The organism is Pseudomonas migulae, assembly GCF_024169315.1.
GTDB lineage: Bacteria > Pseudomonadota > Gammaproteobacteria > Pseudomonadales > Pseudomonadaceae > Aquipseudomonas > Aquipseudomonas migulae_B.
Genome location: NZ_JALJWR010000001.1, coordinates 2,091,154 through 2,109,982, shown reverse-complemented (window position 1 = coordinate 2,109,982; position 18,829 = coordinate 2,091,154). Strand labels below are relative to the sequence as shown.

At 60.0% G+C, this 18,829-nt stretch carries 18 protein-coding genes; 6 read left to right on the top strand and 12 right to left on the bottom strand.

Translation table 11 applies throughout. The features are described from left to right. Positions 1-202 precede the first annotated feature (202 nt). Positions 203-1,120, top strand: a complete 918-nt coding sequence (gene yegS, locus J2Y86_RS09625; protein WP_253440181.1) for a lipid kinase YegS — start codon at positions 203-205, stop codon at positions 1,118-1,120. Here yegS and J2Y86_RS09620 read toward each other — a convergent pair. The 3 genes from J2Y86_RS09620 to J2Y86_RS09610 form a co-directional block, all read right to left on the bottom strand. Next, complete coding sequence (locus J2Y86_RS09620; protein ID WP_253430238.1) at positions 1,104-1,763, bottom strand: response regulator; 660 nt, start codon at positions 1,761-1,763, stop codon at positions 1,104-1,106. The genes yegS and J2Y86_RS09620 overlap by 17 nt on opposite strands. Beyond that, complete coding sequence (locus J2Y86_RS09615) at positions 1,760-2,653, bottom strand: sensor histidine kinase (RefSeq protein ID WP_253440178.1); 894 nt, start codon at positions 2,651-2,653, stop codon at positions 1,760-1,762. The genes J2Y86_RS09620 and J2Y86_RS09615 overlap by 4 nt, the downstream gene beginning before the upstream one ends. Positions 2,654-2,992: 339 nt before the next feature. Next, a complete protein-coding gene (locus tag J2Y86_RS09610; protein WP_253430235.1) occupies positions 2,993-3,463 on the bottom strand; it encodes a hypothetical protein in 471 nt (156 codons plus the stop codon). Positions 3,464-3,926: 463 nt separating this feature from the next. Between J2Y86_RS09610 and J2Y86_RS09605 the strand changes: the two genes are divergently transcribed. Then, complete coding sequence (locus J2Y86_RS09605) at positions 3,927-4,862, top strand: chemotaxis protein CheV (RefSeq protein WP_084321141.1); 936 nt, start codon at positions 3,927-3,929, stop codon at positions 4,860-4,862. A gap of 205 nt (positions 4,863-5,067) precedes the next feature. Beyond that, positions 5,068-5,874, top strand: coding sequence for an MOSC domain-containing protein (locus tag J2Y86_RS09600; protein ID WP_253430232.1), 807 nt, complete (start codon positions 5,068-5,070; stop codon positions 5,872-5,874). Positions 5,875-5,944: 70 nt separating this feature from the next. Here the strand turns inward: J2Y86_RS09600 and J2Y86_RS09595 are convergent, their stop codons facing one another. The 8 genes from J2Y86_RS09595 to J2Y86_RS09560 all read right to left on the bottom strand — a co-directional run bounded on the left by J2Y86_RS09595 (position 5,945) and on the right by J2Y86_RS09560 (position 15,252). Then, positions 5,945-6,229 carry a pyrimidine/purine nucleoside phosphorylase gene (locus J2Y86_RS09595; protein ID WP_010461229.1) on the bottom strand — a complete coding sequence of 95 codons (285 nt, stop codon included), beginning with the start codon at positions 6,227-6,229 and terminating at the stop codon, positions 5,945-5,947. Positions 6,230-6,298: 69 nt separating this feature from the next. Continuing rightward, on the bottom strand, positions 6,299-6,841 hold the full coding sequence (locus J2Y86_RS09590) for an exonuclease domain-containing protein (RefSeq protein WP_253430229.1): 543 nt from the start codon (positions 6,839-6,841) through the stop codon (positions 6,299-6,301). Positions 6,842-6,912: 71 nt separating this feature from the next. After that, on the bottom strand, positions 6,913-8,874 hold the full coding sequence (locus J2Y86_RS09585) for an acetyl-CoA carboxylase biotin carboxylase subunit (RefSeq protein ID WP_253430226.1): 1,962 nt from the start codon (positions 8,872-8,874) through the stop codon (positions 6,913-6,915). Positions 8,875-8,983: 109 nt separating this feature from the next. Then, positions 8,984-9,781, bottom strand: coding sequence for an enoyl-CoA hydratase/isomerase family protein (locus tag J2Y86_RS09580; protein WP_253430223.1), 798 nt, complete (start codon positions 9,779-9,781; stop codon positions 8,984-8,986). After that, on the bottom strand, positions 9,778-10,935 hold the full coding sequence (gene atuD, locus J2Y86_RS09575) for a citronellyl-CoA dehydrogenase (protein ID WP_253430220.1): 1,158 nt from the start codon (positions 10,933-10,935) through the stop codon (positions 9,778-9,780). Before atuD ends, J2Y86_RS09580 begins: the two co-directional genes overlap by 4 nt. A 24-nt stretch (positions 10,936-10,959) precedes the next feature. Beyond that, on the bottom strand, positions 10,960-12,576 hold the full coding sequence (gene atuC, locus J2Y86_RS09570) for a geranyl-CoA carboxylase subunit beta (RefSeq protein ID WP_253430217.1): 1,617 nt from the start codon (positions 12,574-12,576) through the stop codon (positions 10,960-10,962). A 3-nt stretch (positions 12,577-12,579) separates the two neighbouring features. After that, complete coding sequence (locus J2Y86_RS09565; RefSeq protein WP_253430214.1) at positions 12,580-13,449, bottom strand: SDR family oxidoreductase; 870 nt, start codon at positions 13,447-13,449, stop codon at positions 12,580-12,582. 12 nt (positions 13,450-13,461) lie between these two features. Continuing rightward, positions 13,462-15,252: an acyclic terpene utilization AtuA family protein gene (locus J2Y86_RS09560; protein WP_253430211.1), complete on the bottom strand. Its 1,791-nt coding sequence runs from the start codon at positions 15,250-15,252 to the stop codon at positions 13,462-13,464. Between the two features lie 175 nt (positions 15,253-15,427). On the opposite strand from J2Y86_RS09560, the gene J2Y86_RS09555 reads away from it, so the two are divergent. The 3 genes from J2Y86_RS09555 (at position 15,428) to J2Y86_RS09545 (ending at position 18,046) form a co-directional block, all read left to right on the top strand. Further along, entirely contained in the window at positions 15,428-16,054 is a 627-nt protein-coding gene (locus J2Y86_RS09555; RefSeq protein WP_253430208.1) for a TetR/AcrR family transcriptional regulator, read from the top strand. Positions 16,055-16,147: 93 nt separating this feature from the next. Beyond that, positions 16,148-16,942, top strand: coding sequence for a substrate-binding periplasmic protein (locus J2Y86_RS09550; RefSeq protein WP_253430205.1), 795 nt, complete (start codon positions 16,148-16,150; stop codon positions 16,940-16,942). A gap of 99 nt (positions 16,943-17,041) precedes the next feature. Next, positions 17,042-18,046: a GNAT family N-acetyltransferase gene (locus tag J2Y86_RS09545; RefSeq protein ID WP_253430203.1), complete on the top strand. Its 1,005-nt coding sequence runs from the start codon at positions 17,042-17,044 to the stop codon at positions 18,044-18,046. A 125-nt stretch (positions 18,047-18,171) separates the two neighbouring features. On the opposite strand, the gene J2Y86_RS09540 is transcribed toward J2Y86_RS09545, so the two are convergent. After that, entirely contained in the window at positions 18,172-18,720 is a 549-nt protein-coding gene (locus J2Y86_RS09540) for an RNA polymerase factor sigma-70 (RefSeq protein WP_017339972.1), read from the bottom strand. Positions 18,721-18,829: the final 109 nt, after the last annotated feature.

The following is an 18,829-nucleotide window of genomic DNA, read 5'->3' as shown; positions in this document are numbered from 1 at the left end:
ATGACTGATAAACCGTATCGCCAAGTTGTACCAATCAGAGTTGGAGGTCAATTGAGCCGATTCCTCACGTTTTGTAAGAAAAAATCCCGCCTTGTAGGACCGCGATGTCGTCCAACTTGAAATAATTCATTTTTTTTCGACTTTTATGGGGCACGACGGGGTCACATTTCCCATACGGAAATCAATCATGGGAGTGACCACAATGGGCGAACGCAAGGCACTGTTGATCCTGCACGGCAAGCAAGCGCTCAACGAGGAAGTCCGGGCCGCCGTCGAAGAAAAGCGCGCACAAGGTTGGGAATTGGCTGTCCGACTGACCTGGGAGGCCGGCGACGCACAGCGGTGGGTAGACGAAGCGTTGGCGGCAGGTTACACGCAGCTCATCGCCGGCGGTGGTGACGGGACGTTGCGCGATATCGCCGAGGCCATGGCGGCGCATCCGACACAGGCCAGCCTGGTGTTGATGCCATTGGGAACCGCCAACGATTTTGCCCGCGCTGCCGGAGTGCCTCTGGAGCCCGCCGAGGCCTTGAATCTTCTGGACGCTGAACCCCGTGCGATCGATCTGGGGGAGGTTGGCGGACAGGTATTCCTGAACATGGCCACGGGTGGCTTCGGTAGCCAGGTCACGGCGAACACCTCGGAAGATTTGAAAAAAGTGCTGGGTGGCGCGGCTTATCTGTTTACCGGTTTGTCACGCTTCAGTGAGTTGCATGCGGCCTATGGTGAGCTGCATGGCCCGGATTTTCAGTGGAGTGGCGAGCTGCTGGCGTTGGGCATCGGCAACGGCCGCCAGGCGGGCGGTGGTCATGTGCTGTGCCCGAACGCACTGGCCGACGACGGTCTGCTGGATATCAGCATTCTGCCTGCACCGCAGGAAGTGGTCGGAACGCTGAAAAGCCTGCTTGCCGATGGTTTCGGTATCGACAGCATGTTCGTGCGCGCTCGCTTGCCGTGGGTTGAGATCAAGGTCTCGGAAGGCCTTTACATTAACCTTGATGGCGAACCGCTGGAGGGTGACAGCCTGCGCTTCTCGGCGCGCCCGGCGGCGCTGCGGGTGCATTTGCCGGAGCATTCGCCACTGCTGAGTGTGCCGGCAGCGATCAATCGTCCAGGCTGATGATTTGCTCACGTACGGCGAACAGCACCAGGCCTGCCACATCGTAGATCTGCAAGCGCTTCATGATCTGCGAGCGATGGGTTTCAACCGTCTTGATGCTCAGGCCCAGGCCGTTGGCGATTTCCCGGGTGGATTTTCCGCGAACGATCAGCCGCAGGATTTCCAACTGGCGCGCCGTCAGGTTGTGCGAGTCGGCGGGTTCCGGCTGGTGCTTCTGGTTCCGGGTCAGCGCCTGGTTGATGACGGTATGGGCAATGGCCGGGCTCAGGTAGCGTTCGTTGTTGCGCAGGGCTTCCAGCGCATGTTCGAGTTCGGTGGCCGTTGTGTCCTTGAGCAGGTAGCCGTGGGCGCCGGATTCCAGTGCCTGCATGATCAGCGCGGGGTCGGTGTGCATCGACAGGATCAGCACTTTGCTTTGCGGACGTACTCGCTTGAGTCGCTGCAAGGCTTCAAGGCCTCCGGTTTCCTTCATGGAAATATCCAGCAGCACAATGTCTGGAGACAGACGCTCGACCATCTCAAGTAACTGCGAGCCGTCATTGGCCTCACCGATTACCGCGTAGCCGGGAATATCCAGCACCAGAGCGCGCACGCCAGCCCTGATCAGCGAGTGGTCATCCACCAAAAGTAAGTTACAAGTCAATGCATAACCTTATTCGTACTGGCCCGTTCCAACGCACGTGGCGCCCACGGGAAGAGAGCTTCGATTTGAGTGCCTTTGCCCGGCTCGCTGGTCACGCGCAAGGTACCGCCCAACTGGTCGATCCGTTCCGACATTCCGGCCATTCCACGTTGTCCCTCACGGCCGGGATCTGTCGCTGGCGCGAAACCCAGGCCGTCATCGCTGATCAATAGCGTCAGGCCTTGAGGTTGGCGTTGCAGGCGAACCAACAGATTTTTCGCTTCGGCGTGGCGCAATATATTGGTCACGGCTTCCTGGGTGATTCGAAAGGCGGCGACAGCCATTTCTTCCGGTATACCGGTCAATCGCGAGTGGCACTCCAGGCTCCAGTGCACTGGCGTATTGCCCAGTGTCTTGAGCAGATGCGCACGCAGACTCGCTTCCAGCCCAAGGCTGGTCAGCTGCCTGGGATTGAGAATGGCCGATACATCACGAACTTTGGTCAGGGTTTCTTCCAGCGTGTCGCAGAGCGTCGAGCATTGATCTTGCAGCTCTTCGGGCATTCGGCGCTTGAGCCATTCACTTTGAAGTTTTGCCGCGGTCAGTAACTGGCCAATATCGTCATGCAGTTCGCGACTGAGCCGGTGACGTTCGTTTTCCTGAACCTTCAGTAACCGGTCGGCCAGCTCTTGTGGTTCGAACTTTATGGACTTGCGCGAGAGGCAATACTGCGCGAGGACGCAAGCCAGCGCCGCCATATTGAGCAGCAGCAGACTTAAAGGCAGGCGAGTGGACAGGCTATAGATCGCCAGACTGCCGAGCGCCGAGCAGGTACACAGCAATAGCGTGAACCGGCGCGCGTTTTCTCGGGAGGGTGGCCATGTGGTGATTGACTTGAGGCTGGCGTACATAGCGGATGGAGCCAATGGATGTTCGCTGCGGGTAGACCGGTCATGTTGACTGACGGGTCTCTGTCTGAGTCACTCTGCCATTAATTGACGTCAACTAATGGTCGGCATAATACCACTTAAGATACCGTTGGTCGCGTTTGGTATATATGTCTATACAGTCAGGAAATAAAGGATTTGGACGATAGTTCCACAATGGAAAAAGTAAGCGCGCAGGGAGGGTTATTTGTACCGGGCTGTCGTTGACAGATATGAAGTATTCCATTGCGACATGAATGTGCCCAAGTTACAGAGGGCTTCATGACAATAAGAATACGAGGCATCGCATTGTTATCAGGAGATTTAAGCCTGGTGTTCCGAAAAGGAAACGAGCCTGAACGGTTTTGAATGAGCCGGTGGCTGAAAATGGCTTTGTCCGACCTGGAAAGCAAAGGCCTCGATCAACGATGTCTGCTCGCTGTCATCCAGGCCGAGCTGGCCAGTGCTTTGATCGATCAGTTCGAGCTGCCACGCCATCAGTGTGAAACAGTCTTTCAACGCGCTCAGCGCCTGATCATGCAGGTCCACATGATTCTGGGCGTGATTGAGCAGGCCATGAATGTGCAGCGAAAATTCCGAAACGGCGACCAGGGCGAGGGCATCGGCCTTGCCGGCCAGTTTGAGGAGGCTGCTCATCATGCAGTCGATTGCATCCTTGTCATTGCTGATCAGTTGCAAATGACTCAGGCATTCCTCGGATTTGGCCAGGAGCGTTTCAGCCTCGACAAGAAACTCCGGGAGCCGCTGGGCCCACTCTTTACGGTCGTTCGGCATACTTATCTCCACAACGTCATGTCAAATGAGGGAATGTCGTGTGTGTCGGCGAAGACGTTCAGGGGCTCGGCGTTGCAGTGCCGTTGTGAGATCGCAATTCGGCCGGCCGGGTTGCAGGCGCGGGAATTCGAGAGGGTGGATGGCCACTGACCTGCGATCGCACACAAAAGCCTGACTCCATTCATGCAATGAGAATGGCGTCACATTAATGGCTATTGGATATTGCGAATATCAGGTTGGGCCTGATTGTTACTAGGGGAATCCCTTACGCACGGGAACCTATCGTGCGAACTGTGGTCGCGCGGCAGGGATTGAAGCAGATGAATCAAGGTGGCCAGTAAACCATGATGTTAATGTGACATCAATGCCTGAGCGTGGCATTTTGTACGGGGGTCAAGGTCCGGCGAAAACTGCCGATAACCCTCTTTAAGTGAATTCATCAGAACAAGACCAGGAGTCATTGATGGCCGGCATTCTCGACACGGTAGACCAACGCACGCAACTGGTGGGTGAGAATCGCCTGGAAATTCTCATGTTTCGGCTGGCTGGTCGGCAATTGTTCGCGATCAACGTTTTCAAGGTGCAGGAAGTGTTGCAGCTGCCGAAGCTGACCTTGATGCCCCAGCGCCATCCGTTTGTCTGTGGTGTGGTCAACCTGCGTGGCCAGACGTTACCGGTGATTGACCTGTCCCAGGCCATTGGCATGCGTCCCCTGGTGCCGAGCCCGACCAGTACGATCATCGTCACCGAGTACAACCGTTCGGTTCAGGCGTTCCTGGTGGGCGGCGTGGACCGCATCGTCAACATGAACTGGGAAGCCATTCTGCCGCCGCCGACCAGCGCTGGCCGTCAGCATTACCTGACCGCCATCAGCAAGGTCGACGATCAGCTGGTGGAAATCATTGACGTCGAGAAAGTCCTGGCCGAAATCGTCCCGTACAACGCCAAGGTGTCCCGCGACAAGCTCGATGACCCGGTACTGGAACGTGCGCGTGGCCGCGAAGTGCTGCTGGTGGACGACTCCAACGTGGCGCTCTCGCAATTGCGCGACACCCTCGGCCAGTTGGGCGTGAAGATGCACATCGCCAGCGACGGCCTGAAAGCGCTGAACATGCTCAAGGGCTGGGCCGATACCGGCGTGAACATGACCGACAAGTTGCTGATGGTCTTCACCGACGCAGAAATGCCGGAAATGGACGGCTATCGCCTGACCACCGAGATCCGTAACGATCCGCGTCTGCGCGGACTTTACGTCGTGCTGCACACCTCGCTGTCCGGCAGCTTCAACGACTCGATGGTGAAGAAGGTCGGTTGCGACAACTTCCTCTCCAAATTCCAGCCGGACAAACTGGTCGATGTGGTGCGCCAGCGCCTGATGCTCGACGAAGTGCCTGCCTGACCACGATTCAAAGGCTAGCCACGGTCAAACTGTGGGAGCGGGCTTGCTCGCGAAGGCGATTTTACATTCAACATTTATGTCGACTGTTCCATCGCTTTCGCGAGCAAGCCCGCTACCACAAGGTGTGCAGTATTCGATTCTCAGTCTTTGATTCGGCGATCAAGCTCGTATAGGGTGGCCTTTTTTGCCCACCAGGGAGCTGGCCATGCTGCGTCTGAGCGCGCTTTATCGTTATCCGTTGAAATCCTGCAAGGGCGAGCCCCTGCAACAGGTCGACCTCGACAGACTGGGGCTGGACGGGGATCGACGCTGGATGTTGGTGGACGAGGCCAGCGGACGCTTCCTGACCCAGCGTGTCGTCGGAAAGATGAGCCAGTTGTCGGCGTTGTGGAATGCTGACGGTGGCTTGACCCTCAGTGCCCCCGGACATTCGGCGATCGATATCGCATTGCCGGTCAGCGACGCCGAACTGCGCGGCGTGACCATCTTCAAAGACAGTTTGCGCGTACCCGATGCCGGTGATGAGGCGGGTGCCTGGGTCAGCGAATTCATCGGCAAGCCTACTCGACTGGTGCAAATCCCTCTTGATCGCGCGCGCACTACCCAGGCGGGCTACGGCAGGGACGACGATCAGGTGGCTTTCGCCGATGGTTTCCCGTTGTTGCTGATCGGGCAAGCGTCCTTGGAGGACTTGTCGCAGAAAGTCGGCCGCTCCTTGGAAATGCTGCGCTTTCGACCGAATCTGGTCATCGAAGGCAGCGAGGCGTTCGCCGAGGATGGCTGGAAGCGTATCCGCATCGGCGATGTCGAGTTTCGCGTGGTCAAGCCGTGTTCGCGCTGCATTCTGACCACCATCGATCCGCAAACCGGGGTGCGCAGCGATGACCGTGAACCGCTCGCCACCTTGCAGAAGTACCGTGCTCAGGAAGAGGGCGCTATGTTCGGCCAGAATCTGGTCAACGATGGCAATGGCCGACTCGAAGTCGGTATGCCCGTTACAGTGCTGGAATAGCCGTCCCGGAATGAAAAATGCCCGTATCCAAGGACACGGGCATTTTTTTGTACTGTGAAAACCTGGGGTTTTAGCCGCGGTATTCGCACAGGTAAGCGGTGTCGACAGCCACTTTCAGCTGGAACTTGCTGTTGGCTGGCACGTTGAACTGGCTGCCGGCGGCGAAGGTTTCCCAATCGGTGCTGTCCGGCAGTTTGACGGTCAGGGCGCCGGTCACCACGTGCATGATTTCACGCTGGCTGGTGCCGAATTCGTATTCGCCCGGAGCCATGACGCCGATGGTCGCCGGACCTTCAGCAGTGCCAAAGGCGATCGACTTGACGGTGCCGTCGAAGTACTCGTTGACTTTAAACATGGGCGATTCCTCGAAAAGGGCTAAAAACGGCCGGCCAGTATGCACAAGGCCCTTGGCGGCGTCACCTCTCTAGAGGGGCAGAATCAGCGGTAACAGACGCGCTGTATTGCGCGCATCCTCCAGCGCCCGGTGCTGCTGGCCGTTGAACTGCATGCCCGCCAGTTGCAGCGCGCCGTTGAGCCCCAGCGGGCGTTCCAGGCGTCGGGCCTTGGCAAAGCGCTGTTTGAGGTTCATGTGCGGCACGCGGCTCAGTTCGCTGTCGAGTTGCAGCTTTTGCCATTCCTGCAGCAGTTGCTTGCGATCGTAATCGCCCCAACTGGCCCAGCCCTCCAGCCGCGAATGGTGTTGCCCGAGCCAGCGCTCGAAAGCTGGCCAGACCTCGGCCAGCGGTTGTGCGCTGTCGATATTGGCTTGGGTGATGCGGGTCAGTTCCCGGCAAAACGGCGTGAGCAGAGGCCGGCGCAACGGACGCACGAAACGCTGGAAGTGATCCAGTTCCCGACCCTGGCGGTCCACCAGCGTGGCACCGATTTCGATGATTTCCATTTCCGTAACCGGCCAACCCCCTTCATCGGTGGTGGCTTCCAGATCAATGACCAGCCAATGAGGCATTGCAGGGTTCCTGATATCCGCGTCCTGATAGGGCTTGAGCGTAGCCAAACCCGGCGGATCCGCCTAGCGGGTTATTCGACCTCCAACAAAATCTGACGATTTTTCACCTGATCGCCGACCCTTACCTGCAGGCGTTTGAGTATGCCATCGATGCCTGATTTCAGCGGATGCTCCATTTTCATGGCTTCCAGCACCACCAGCAGCTGGCCTTTGCTGACCGGGCTGCCTTCAGTGACCAGCACATCGACGATGGCGCCGTCCATTGGCGCCTTGAGCGTGCCGGAGCTGGCGCTGGCTTCGCTGCTGACCAGCGCCTGTGTGCAATCCATCAGCCGCAGGCTTCCGGGACGGGTGAAGAGCCAGAGTTGCCCGGCGTCGAGACGGTAGGCCTGACGCCGGCGGATGCCATCGATTTCCACGGTGGCCCAGCGTCCGTCGCACTGGATGACGCTCAGTTCGAAGGCCTGCCCGGCGACTTGGATCCGGTACGGTTCGCCCGGTACCGCGTTCAATTGCACCGGCCAATCCTGTTCCTCCAGGCCGATGCGATAGTGCAGCGGCACACTGGCGTTATTGCGCCAACCGGCCAACACGGCGGGATGAGCCTGCGCTGAAGCCTGATAGAACAGCGCAGCAGCAATCGCCAGTTCTTCGGCGCCGGGTACATAAGGATGCAGGCAGGGATGATCGGCAAAATGCGTCGGGATGAACCCGGTGCTGAACTCGCCACTGATGAATTGCGGATGTTCCAGCAGGCTGGCTAGCAGGCGCTGATTACTGGCGAGACCGAGCAGCACACTGTCCTGCACCGCCCGCAGCAGCTTGCGCCGGGCCTCTTCGCGGGTAGCGCCGTGGGCGATGATCTTGCCCAGCAGCGGATCGTAGAACGGGCTGACCTGCTGACCTTCGACCAGGCCATGATCGATCCGTACGCCGCCCAGCGATGCCGGTTCCCAGGCGGCGATCCGTCCGGTTTGTGGCAGAAAGGTTTGGGTCGGGTCTTCAGCGTACAGGCGCACTTCCATGGCATGGCCGGTGAGTTGCACCTGCTCCTGGCGCAACGGCAACGGCAGCCCTTCGGCAACGTGCAGTTGCCAGGCCACCAGGTCCAGGCCAGTGATCATTTCTGTGACCGGGTGTTCCACCTGCAACCGCGTGTTCATTTCCAGAAAGTAAAACTGTCCGCGCGCATCCAGCAGAAATTCCACGGTGCCAGCGCCGACATAGTTCACCGCGCGACCGGCCTTCAGCGCGGCTTCGCCCATGGCCTGACGCAGCTCGACGGTCATGACCGGGCAGGGCGCTTCTTCGATGACTTTCTGGTGGCGGCGCTGGATCGAACAGTCGCGCTCGCCAAGGTAGATCAGGTTGCCTTGATGGTCGCCGAACAGTTGGACCTCGACGTGACGCGGGTCGATCAACGCTTGTTCGAGGATCAGCTCATCGTTGCCAAACCCATGCAGCGCTTCGGAGCGCGCGGTGCGGATCTGCGCCAGCAATTCACTGGCCTCGTGCACCAGGCGCATGCCTCGTCCGCCACCGCCGGCACTGGCCTTGATCATCAGTGGGAAGCCGATGCGTTCGGCTTCGCGGCTCAGCGTTGCGTCGTCCTGTTCGGCACCCTGATAGCCTTTGATACACGGCACACCGGCGTCGAGCATGGCGAGTTTCGACAAGCGCTTGCTTCCCATCAGTTCGATGGCTTCGGGGCTGGGGCCGATGAAGGTCAGGCCGGCGTCTCGGCAGGCGCGGGCGAATTCGGCGTTTTCCGAGAGGAAACCGTAGCCAGGGTGGATCGCGTCGGCGCCGGTGCGGCGGGCAGCCTCGAGGATGGCCGGGATGTTCAGATAGGATTGCTGCACCGGGGCCGGGCCAATGTTGATGGCTTCGTCGGCGATCTGTACGTGCAGTGCGTCGGCATCTGCGTCGCTGAACACGGCGACGGTGCGGTAACCCAAGGCCTGGGCAGTGCGCTGGATGCGACAGGCGATTTCACCGCGGTTGGCGATCAGGATTTTTTTTAGGGCCGGCATGGCTTGTTTCCTTGGTTTTTGCGGTGAAAGTGATGGCCTCTTCGCGGGCAAGCCTCGCTCCTACAGAATGCAAGTGACCCTGTAGGAGCGAGGCTTGCCCGCGAAGCTTTTAAGACGCCCACCCGGGTTTACGCTTTTGCACAAAAGCCATGGTTCCCTCAATCCCTTCAGCCCCGGTCACCGCTTCGCTGAACCACTGCGCCGCTTCATCCAGCAACGCATCCGAAGGCTGCCCGGCACTCGCCAGCAACAGCTTTTTGGTCGTCGCATTCGCCCCCGGTGCGCAGCACAGCACATGGGCCAGGATTTCATCGAGACGCTCGGCCAGGGCTTGCGCGTCATGCTCGACAAAATGCACCAGCCCGATGCGCCGGGCCTGTGTGCCATCGAATCGCGCCGCGGTCAGTGCCAGCCGTCGAGCCTGGGTCAAGCCGATGCGCTGAACCACGAACGGTGCGATCTGCGCGGGCAGCAAGCCGAGGCTGGTTTCCGGCAAACCGAATTGCGCCTGATGATCCGCCAGGGCGACATCGCTGACGCACGCCAGCCCCAAACCTCCGCCGAGCACCGCGCCTTGCAGCACCGTGATCACCACTTGCGGCGCGTGCTGCACTTCCTGCAACAGCGCGCCAAACGCCCGGTTCAGATCGCGGTAGGCCGAGGGGCCTTGAGCTCGGGCGCTGACCATGTCCTTGATGTCGCCACCGGCGCAGAAATGCCCGCCGGCACCGCCGATCACCAAGGCCCGAATCCCACGATCATCGCGCACTGTCGACAGCACTGAACGCAACTCGGCGACCATCTGCAAGCTCATGGCATTGCGGCTTTCCGGGCGGTTGAGGGTGATGTGCAACACGCCGTTATGGGGTTCGAGCAACAACGTCTGGCAAACCGGCAGGGCGTTCATTTCTTTTTCCCCGGCAGGATGCCCATGAGTTTGCAGATGATCCCCAGCATGATTTCGTCGGCGCCGCCGCCAATCGATACCAGACGCACGTCGCGGTAGGCGCGGGCCACCGGGTTGTCCCACATGAAACCCATGCCGCCCCAGTATTGCAGGCAGCTGTCGCTGACTTCGCGGCCCAGTCGTCCGGCCTTGAGTTTGGCCATCGATGCCAGGCGCGTGACGTCCTGGCCTTTGATGTATTGCTCGGTGGCCTGATAGACCAGTGCCCGCAGGCATTCGATTTCGGTTTGCAGTTCAGCGAGGCGGAAGTGAATGACCTGATTGTCGATCAATGCATTGCCGAAGGTTTTGCGTTCCTTGCAGTACTCGATCGTGCTGTCGACGCAGTATTCCAGGCCCTTGATCATGTTCGCGGCGCCGAACAGGCGTTCCTCCTGGAACTGCAGCATCTGCATCATGAACCCCGCGCCTTCATGTCCGATGCGGTTGCGTTGCGGTACGCGCACGTTGTCGAAAAACACCTGGGCCGTTTCCGAGCTGCGCATGCCGAGCTTGTCGAGGTGCGAGCTGAGACTGATGCCGGGGGTGTTCATCGGCACCATGATCAGCGATTTGTTGATGTGCGGCTTGTCGTCCGAGGTGTTGGCCAGCAGGCAGATGAAATCGGCGCTCGGCGAGTTGGTGATCCACATCTTGCTGCCGTTGATCACGTAGTCGTCGCCGTCCTTGCGGGCGGTGGTTTTCAAGCCGGCCACGTCGGAACCGGCACCGACTTCCGACACGCCAATGCAACCGACCTGTTCGCCGGTAATCGCCGGACGCAGGAATTCTTCACGCAATTCATCGGAGCCGAAGCGTGCCAGCGCGGGGGTGCACATGTCGGTCTGCACGCCGATGGACATCGGGATCCCGCCGCAATGAATGGTGCCGAACTCTTCGGCGGCGACGATCGAATAGCTGTAGTCGAGCCCCATGCCGCCGAATTTTTCCGGTTTGGAAATCCCCAGCAAACCGAGCTCACCGGCCTTGCGAAAGAGGTCGTGGATCGGAAAGCGCCCGGCCTTTTCCCATTCCTCGACGTGCGGGTTGATCTCGTGCTCGACGAATTGGCGGACGGTGCGGCGCAGTGCTTCGTGTTCCTGGGTGAAGATCATTTTTATTGTTCTCCTCTGGCCGGTTCAGAACCGGGCCACGCCAAAACTGTTGGTTTGCAGCGGCCGCAGGTCGGCCTCATGACAGATGTCCAGCAAATAACCGAGCAAGGTCCGGGTATCCCGGGGATCAATCAACCCGTCGTCCCAGAGATTGGCGCTGCCGTACAGCGCGGTGGACTGGCTGTCGAGTTTCTGCGCGGTGACCTGCTCCAGCATGTCGAGCATTTTCGGGTCAGGCACCAGACCGTCCATGAGCTGCTTGGCCTCGGTGACGATCCGCAGGACCTTGCCGGCCTGAGCACCGCCCATCACCGCCGTGCGGCTGTTGGGCCAGGCGAAGATGAAGCGCGGGTCGAGGCCGCGGCCGCACATGGCATAGTTACCGGCGCCATAGGAGCCGCCGACCACGATCGTCAGTTTCGGCACCCGGGCGTTGGCCACCGCCTGGATCATTTTGGCGCCGTGCTTGATCACGCCCTGTTGTTCAGACTCGGTGCCGACCATGAACCCGGTGGTGTTGTGGAAGAACAGCAGCGGCGTCCGGCTCTGATCGCACAGCTGAATGAACTGCGCAGCCTTGCTCGCGCCTTTGGGCGTGATCGGCCCGTTGTTGCCGATGAACCCGCACGCGCGCCCCTGAATCTGCAGATGACCGCAGACGGTCTGCTGATCGAACTCACCCTTGAACTCGAGGAAGTTTGAACCGTCGGCGATTCGCGCGATGATTTCGCGCACGTCATAGGGTTTTTTCGGGTCGTCCGGGATCAGCCCGAGCAGTTCGTCGATGGGGTAGAGCGGTTCCTGATAGCGACGTTCGGGCAGCCATTGCAGCTGATCATTCCATGACAGCAAGCTGACAATCTCCCGCACCTGACGCACGCCATCGGCATCGTTCTCGGCCAGGTATTCTGCGGTGCCGGCGGTTTGCGCGTGCATCTCGGCGCCGCCCAGTTCCTCATCGGTGGCGACTTCACCGGTGGCGGCCTTGAGCAGGGGCGGTCCGGCGAGAAACAGCTTGGCTTTGCCGCGCACCACCACCACGTAATCCGACAGCCCCGGCTGATACGCGCCGCCTGCCGTGGCGGAGCCATGGACCACGGTGATCTGCGGTAAACCCATGGCCGACATCCGCGCCTGATTGGCAAAACTGCGCGCGCCTTCGACGAAAATCTCCGCGGCGTAATTAAGGTTGGCGCCACCGCTTTCGGCGAGGGTGATCACCGGCAGTTTGTTTTCCATGGCGATCTGTTGCAGGCGCAGGGATTTTTTCAGGCCGCTGGGGGAGATGGTTCCGCCCTTGATCGCGCTGTTGTTCGTCACGACCAGAACACGAACACCCGACACGTAGCCGATCCCGGCGATCAAGCCGCCGCCCGCCGAGCTGCCGTCCTTGTCGTCATGCAACTTGTAGCCGGCCAGGCTCGCCAGTTCGAGGAACGGCGCGCCGGGGTCGAGCAACAGGTTGAGGCGATCACGGGGCAGTAATTGCCCGCGTTTGTCGAACTTCGGTTTGGCTTCGGCCGCTTTGTTCAGCAGGTTTTGTTCGAGCTGACGGACCTGCTCGATACCGCCCAGCATCGCTGCACGGTTGCGGGCGAACTGTTCGTTGTTCGGGTCGACTTGCGACTGAATCACCGGCATGACTTATTCCTTGTCCTTGAGCACGTCGGGTAAGTACGCGCGGTGGAAACCGTTGTACGACTCACTGTTCGTCGCCTTGTGGATCGGCCACGCCCGGCCGCCCAGGCTGGCTGCGCCGTCGATCCGCAAAGTGCTGCCACTGACGAACGCCGCGGCCGGACTGAGCAGGAACACGATGGCCGCACTGACTTCCGATTCGGTGCCGATGCGTTTCAGCGGCACGTGTTCACGCAAGGTCGGAATCACCGCTTTGAACGCCCCTTCGTAAGTGTCCATGCCGCTGGAGGCGATCCAGCCCGGCGCGACGGCGTTGACCCGCACACCGGCGTAACCCCATTCGAACGCGGCAGTCTTGGTCAGGTTGTCCATGCCCGAGCGCGCCGCGCCCGAGTGACCCATGCCGGGCATGCCGCCCCACATGTCGGCGAGCATGTTGACGATGGCGCCGCCGTGTTGGCTCATGGATTGATTGAACACTTCCCGGGCCATCAGGAAACCGCCCACCAGATTGGTGCGCATCACGGTTTCGAAGCCCTTCTGATTGATCGAGGCCAGCGCCGACGGAAACTGGCCGCCGGCATTGTTGACCAGCCCGTGGATCGGCCCGTGCTTGCGGATCAGTTCGCTGACTAGATGCTTGACCGCTTCTTCGTCGCGAATATCGCAGGTCTGCCAATCGGCCTTGCCGCCATCCTCGACAATTTCGGCGGTCACGGATTTCAGTTTGTCGGCATTGCGTCCGATCAACAGCACATGGGCACCGAGCGCCGCCAGTTCATGGGCGGTGCAGCGGCCGATGCCGCTGCCGCCACCGGTGACGATGATGTTCTGGCCGGCAAACAGATCGTTTTTGAAAATCGAATCGTAGGCCACGGCGGCAGTCCTCTAGTTGACCTGGTCGGCGATGCGCTGAGGCACCGGAATCTGGATGTCCAGCAGTTGTTGGGCGAAGGCTTTGCCTTGCGGGTCGATCCGCAGGCTGGCCACGCCACCACCGCCCAGAGCGTTCTCCAGCAGAAAGTTAAGGCTGTGGGTCGCGGGCAGATACCAGCGCTCGACGCGTCCGTGAATCGGGTCGAGCACGTGGCTCATCCAGTCGACGATCACGGCCGGGGTCAAGGCTTCTGCAATCCACGGCAGGTACTCCGGCTCGCGGGCCATGACGCCGATGTTGCTGTGATTGCCCTTGTCGCCGGAGCGTGCGACCGCGAGCTTGATCAGCGCCACGCTGGCGTCGGCGCGACCGGTGGGTTTCGGTGGTTCGAACGGCACCGGCAGGTCTGCGGTGGTGAGCGCGTCGAGAGCGGGCAGGGCACACGGGTGACGCTGACCGTTGAGATCAATGTCCAGCGTGCAGGCGCTTTTGTCGATCAGGAACGAGAACAGCCGGATCAGCGGATACACCGTCGGCCGCCCGCCGACGATCCCGGTCAGCCCCGGCGCCATGCCGGTGGCGGCCTGGGCGATTTCCCGGGAGAACACGATCAACGCCTGTTTGCTCGGGTGGCGCACGGCGAGTTTGATCACCACTTCGCGGCTGTCCTGTCGCTGGCCATGCGGGCCGTAGGTCGCCTCGCTGCCCAGGAGTTCGATGTTCACTTCGCTGTAGGGCGCCCAGCCGCGCTGGCTGAAGATTTCCGAGGTCTTGTTGATGATTGCTTCGCTGACACGCCGGGCCTTGTCCACCGCATCGATGCCGGCGATCAGGCAACTGGCGGTGCAGCGGAAACCGTCCGGATACGTCGCGCTGACCTTGTATTGATCCGTTGGAGGCAAGCCCTTTGCGCCATGCACCTGAACCGCATTTTTGCCTTGTTGCTGAAGTTTGACCTGGGTGAAATCGCAGACCACGTCAGGTAAGAGATAAGCCTGCGGGTTGCCGATTTCATAAAACATTTGCTCGCCGACGGTCAACGGCGTCACCAGGCCTCCGGAGCCTTCGGGTTTGCTGACAATGAACTGGCTGTCGGCGCTGACTTCGACGATGGGGAAACCGATGTGTTCGTAGTCTGGCACGTCGCGCCAATCGGTGAAGTTGCCGCCGGTGCACTGCGCGCCGCATTCGATGATGTGGCCGGCCAGGGCGGCTTGAGCGAGTTTGTCGTAATCGTGCCAGGACCAGCCGAATTCATGCACCAGCGCAGCGCTGACCACGGCACTGTCGACCACGCGTCCGGTGATCACGATGTCCGCGCCCAGACGCAAGGCTTCGACAATGCCCGGCGCGCCGAGGTAGGCATTGGTGGAAACGCACATCGGTGGCAAGGGGGCGCCGCTGAACATTTCATGGAGGCCAAGGCTGCTCAGCTGTTTGAACTGCGGTTGCAGGTCATCACCCAGCAGCACCGCGATCTTCAGCGGCACGCCAGCCTTGTCGCAGGCCGCTTGCAGCGCAGCGGCGCAGGCGTGTGGATTGACGCCGCCAGCGTTGCTGATGACGCGGATTTTCTGTTCGGCGAGTGGCTCCAGCAGTGGGCTGAGGACTTCGATGAAGTCACTGGCGTAGCCGGCCTGTGGATCTTTCATCCGCGCGCCGGCCATGATCGACATCGTGATTTCGGCCAGATAATCGAACACGAGATAGTCCAGGCGCCCGCCTTCCACCAGTTGCGCGGCAGCGGTCGAAGTGTCGCCCCAGAAGGCGCTGGCACAACCGATGCGTATCGTTTCAGGCACAGCCTTTTCCATAGCCACCTCCGACAAACGTGAATCGAGACTACCAAGCAAGCGCTTGGTTTGTAAATGGCTGAAATATCTTCGGCCCGAGCGCTTGCTTGGTTGTCTTTGTCAGCTTAAATTGCCCGCGCAACCCCGCTGTTTTAGCGGTGAATACGACTGTAGGAGAGAACGGGTGGACGAGCAAAAAGCCCTGAGGGTCATGCGCGAACTGGTCGACAGCGGCCAGTTGACCGACCCGGACAGCGCCCGTGGCAAACTGCTGCAAGTGGCGGCTCACCTGTTCCGCAATAAAGGCTTTGAACGCACCACGGTGCGCGATCTGGCCGGTGCCGTGGGCATTCAGTCGGGAAGTATTTTTCATCACTTCAAAAGCAAGGACGAGATCCTGCGGGCAGTGATGGAGGAAACCATTCGCTACAACACCGCATTGATGCGTGCCGCGATCGCTGAAGCCGACAACGTGCGCGAGCGGGTGCTGGCGCTGATTCGCTGTGAATTGCAGTCGATCATGGGCGGCAGCGGCGAGGCCATGGCGGTGCTGGTGTATGAGTGGCGTTCGCTGTCCGAAGACGGCCAGGCAAAGGTCCTGGCGCTGCGCGACATCTATGAAGACCTCTGGCTGCAGGTGCTGGGGGAGGCCAAGGACGCAGGTTTCATCCGGGGGGACGTGTTCATCACTCGCCGTTTTCTGACCGGTGCGCTGTCCTGGACCACGACCTGGTATCGCGCAGATGGCAGCATGAACCTCGATCAATTGGCCGATGAAGCGTTGATACTGGTGCTGAAGGAAAAACAATAATTTCGTTCAGGGTCGCAGGAAACTGGCTAAGTGGCCGAAACCGCCTAGTTTGAATGGATTGAAGCGTATTTTTTTGGGGAGTGGGAAGTTTTGATGTCTTCGCCAATTCGGACGGCCTCGCGGCTTTTGCTGGCGGCGCTCGCGGCGTTGTGGGTCTTGCCGTCCCCGGCTGCACAGCTCGTGCGGGTCGGTGCAGCGCATTTCCCGCCTTATACCGTGCGCCCGGAATCCGGAGCCGACACCGGACTGCTGCCGCAGTTGGTCGAAGCACTCAATGCGTTGCAAAGCGACTATCAGTTCGTGCTGGTGCCGACGTCCATTCCGCGACGCTTCGGTGACTTCAAGCAGGGCCGGGTGGACATGGCGATTTTCGAGAACCCGGGCTGGGGCTGGAAGGACATCCCCCACACCAGCGTCGACATGGGGCTGGAAGACGCGGAAATTTTTGTCGCGCAACACATACCGAATCGTCAGCAGAACTATTTCGCCAACCTCGCCGGCAAGCGTCTGGCGCTGTTCAGCGGCTATCACTACGAGTTCGCCAACTTCAATGCCGACCCGAAAGTCCTCGCGCAAAACTACAACGCCACGCTGACCTATTCCCACGACAGCAACCTGCTGATGGTACTGCGCGGGCGCGCCGACATTGCCCTGGTGACGCGCTCTTACCTGAGCGATTACCTGCTGCGCAACGAGAAGGTCGCCGATCAGTTGCTGGTGTCGGAGCGCGTCGATCAGGTCTATCACCACTACGCCATTCTTCGTCCTTCAGCGCCCATCAGCGGCGAGGCCTTTGGCAAGTTGTTGCAAGGATTGCGCGACAACGGCCAGATGCTGAAGATTTTCGATCCGTACAAGATCGCGGTGGTGCCGGTTCCGGGCAGTTGAGCACGCGAAAAGGTCGCGTGTTTGCCTGCGTCGCTTAAATTTTCCGCGCTGGCTGACGTCACATCGTTGAACTGTCGACGATTACCGTGAGCCCGACCCATGCCCGATCTGAATGACCTGACCGCCCTGGCCTTGCCGACAGGGCATCGCCTTGTCGCTGAAGAAAGCGTTAACCGGCTGAGTCTGAGCCTGGACGCGCAACCGCTGGTTACCCTGCAACTGACGCGCGCGCCCGAGTTGCAGGTGCGGATCGAAACACGCCTCGACACTCAGGCAGTGTGGGCCGCCTGTTATTGGTTGTTTGCCCGCGACCCCGCGTGTCAGCACCTGACGTGGCACCTCGATGAAGCGCCCGTTGAAGACTTGCTCAGCGGATTACTGATCCCCACCGAAATCGCCAGCCAGTATCGCTGCGAGCGCACCTTGTTCTGGCAGTTGCCGCAACCGTGGCTGAGCCAGGCGCTGACCGGCAGCTATCCCCAGCAAATGGTGATCAGCGGCGGCAAGCGTCATCCGTTGCGGCCAGTGAAACCACGCGGTGAAGTCTATCGGCGTTTCGATGCCCGACTGGGCGCATGGATTTCCCTGCGAACGGTGGACATCGACCTCGACCTCGCGCGGTTCAACCGCTGGCAGAACAGTGCGCGGGTCGCGAGTTTCTGGCAGGAAGAGGGCAGCCTCGAACAGCATCGCGAGTACCTGAGCAAACTCGAAGCCGATCCGCACACTGTGACGCTGATCGGCTGTTTCGACGATCAGCCGTTTGCCTATTTCGAAGCCTACTGGGCCAAGGAAGACCGCATCGCGCCGTTCTACGAGGCGGGCGATTACGACCGTGGCATTCACATGCTGGTTGGCGAGGAAAATCATCGCGGTCCGCACAAGGTGGCGAGCTGGTTATCGGCGTTGACGCATTACCTGTTTCTCGACGATCCACGCACCCAGCGGGTGGTTGCCGAGCCTCGCGCCGATAACGCGAAGATGATCGGGTATATGCAGGGCCAGCGTTTTCACTGCGAGAAAGAGTTCGACTTCCCGCACAAGCGTGCAGCGTTGATGGTGTTGGGGCGGGAGCGGTTTTTTGAGCGGTGTGTGTTGGCTTGATGCTTGGGGCTCAAGATCGTTTTCGGTCTTGAGTCAGTCTTCGCGGGCAAGCCTCGCTCCTACAGGTTCGTGTTGTTCGTCACAACGACTCGAACCTGTAGGAGAGAGGCTTGCCCGCGAAGCTTTTAACGACGGGCAAACGTATCCGCACGACTGCCCGACACCTTGCGGCAATGCACCAACGCATCGCGAATCATGAAATTCACCAGGGTCGGCGACACCCCGAGTTCCTTGGCGATGTCCTTTTGCGGCACACCGTGCAGGCGGTACATCTCGAAGGCGTAGCGGGTGCGGCTCGGCAGCTCAGTCAACGCGTCGGCGATGTTTTCCAGGGTCGAGAAATTGATGTGCGAGGTTTCCGGCGAAGCACCTTGGATCACCACGTTCAGCCCTTCCTCTTCAGGCCCCGAATACTTCTGTTCCAGCGCCTGCTTGCGGTAGTGATCGATCGCCAGGTTGCGCACGATCTGGAACAGGTAACTGAGCTGAGCCTTGATCGAGGAGGTGATCTGCGGCGCCGATTGCAGGCGGAAGAACGCATCCTGAACCACATCTTCGGCACGTGACCGGCAGCCGGTGATACGGGCAGCAATCTTGACCAGAATCAGTCGATTGTCGACGAATGCCTGAAGTAGCGGTGAATCGCACCTGCTTGTGGATACTTGTTCCGTCATGGAAATCACCTTGCTGCAAATAGGGTCGTGGGACGACGGGAGAATCGGAGCCGTCCTACACATCGAGCGACAAATTATTCTGAATGATAATGATTGTCAATTGAGAAAG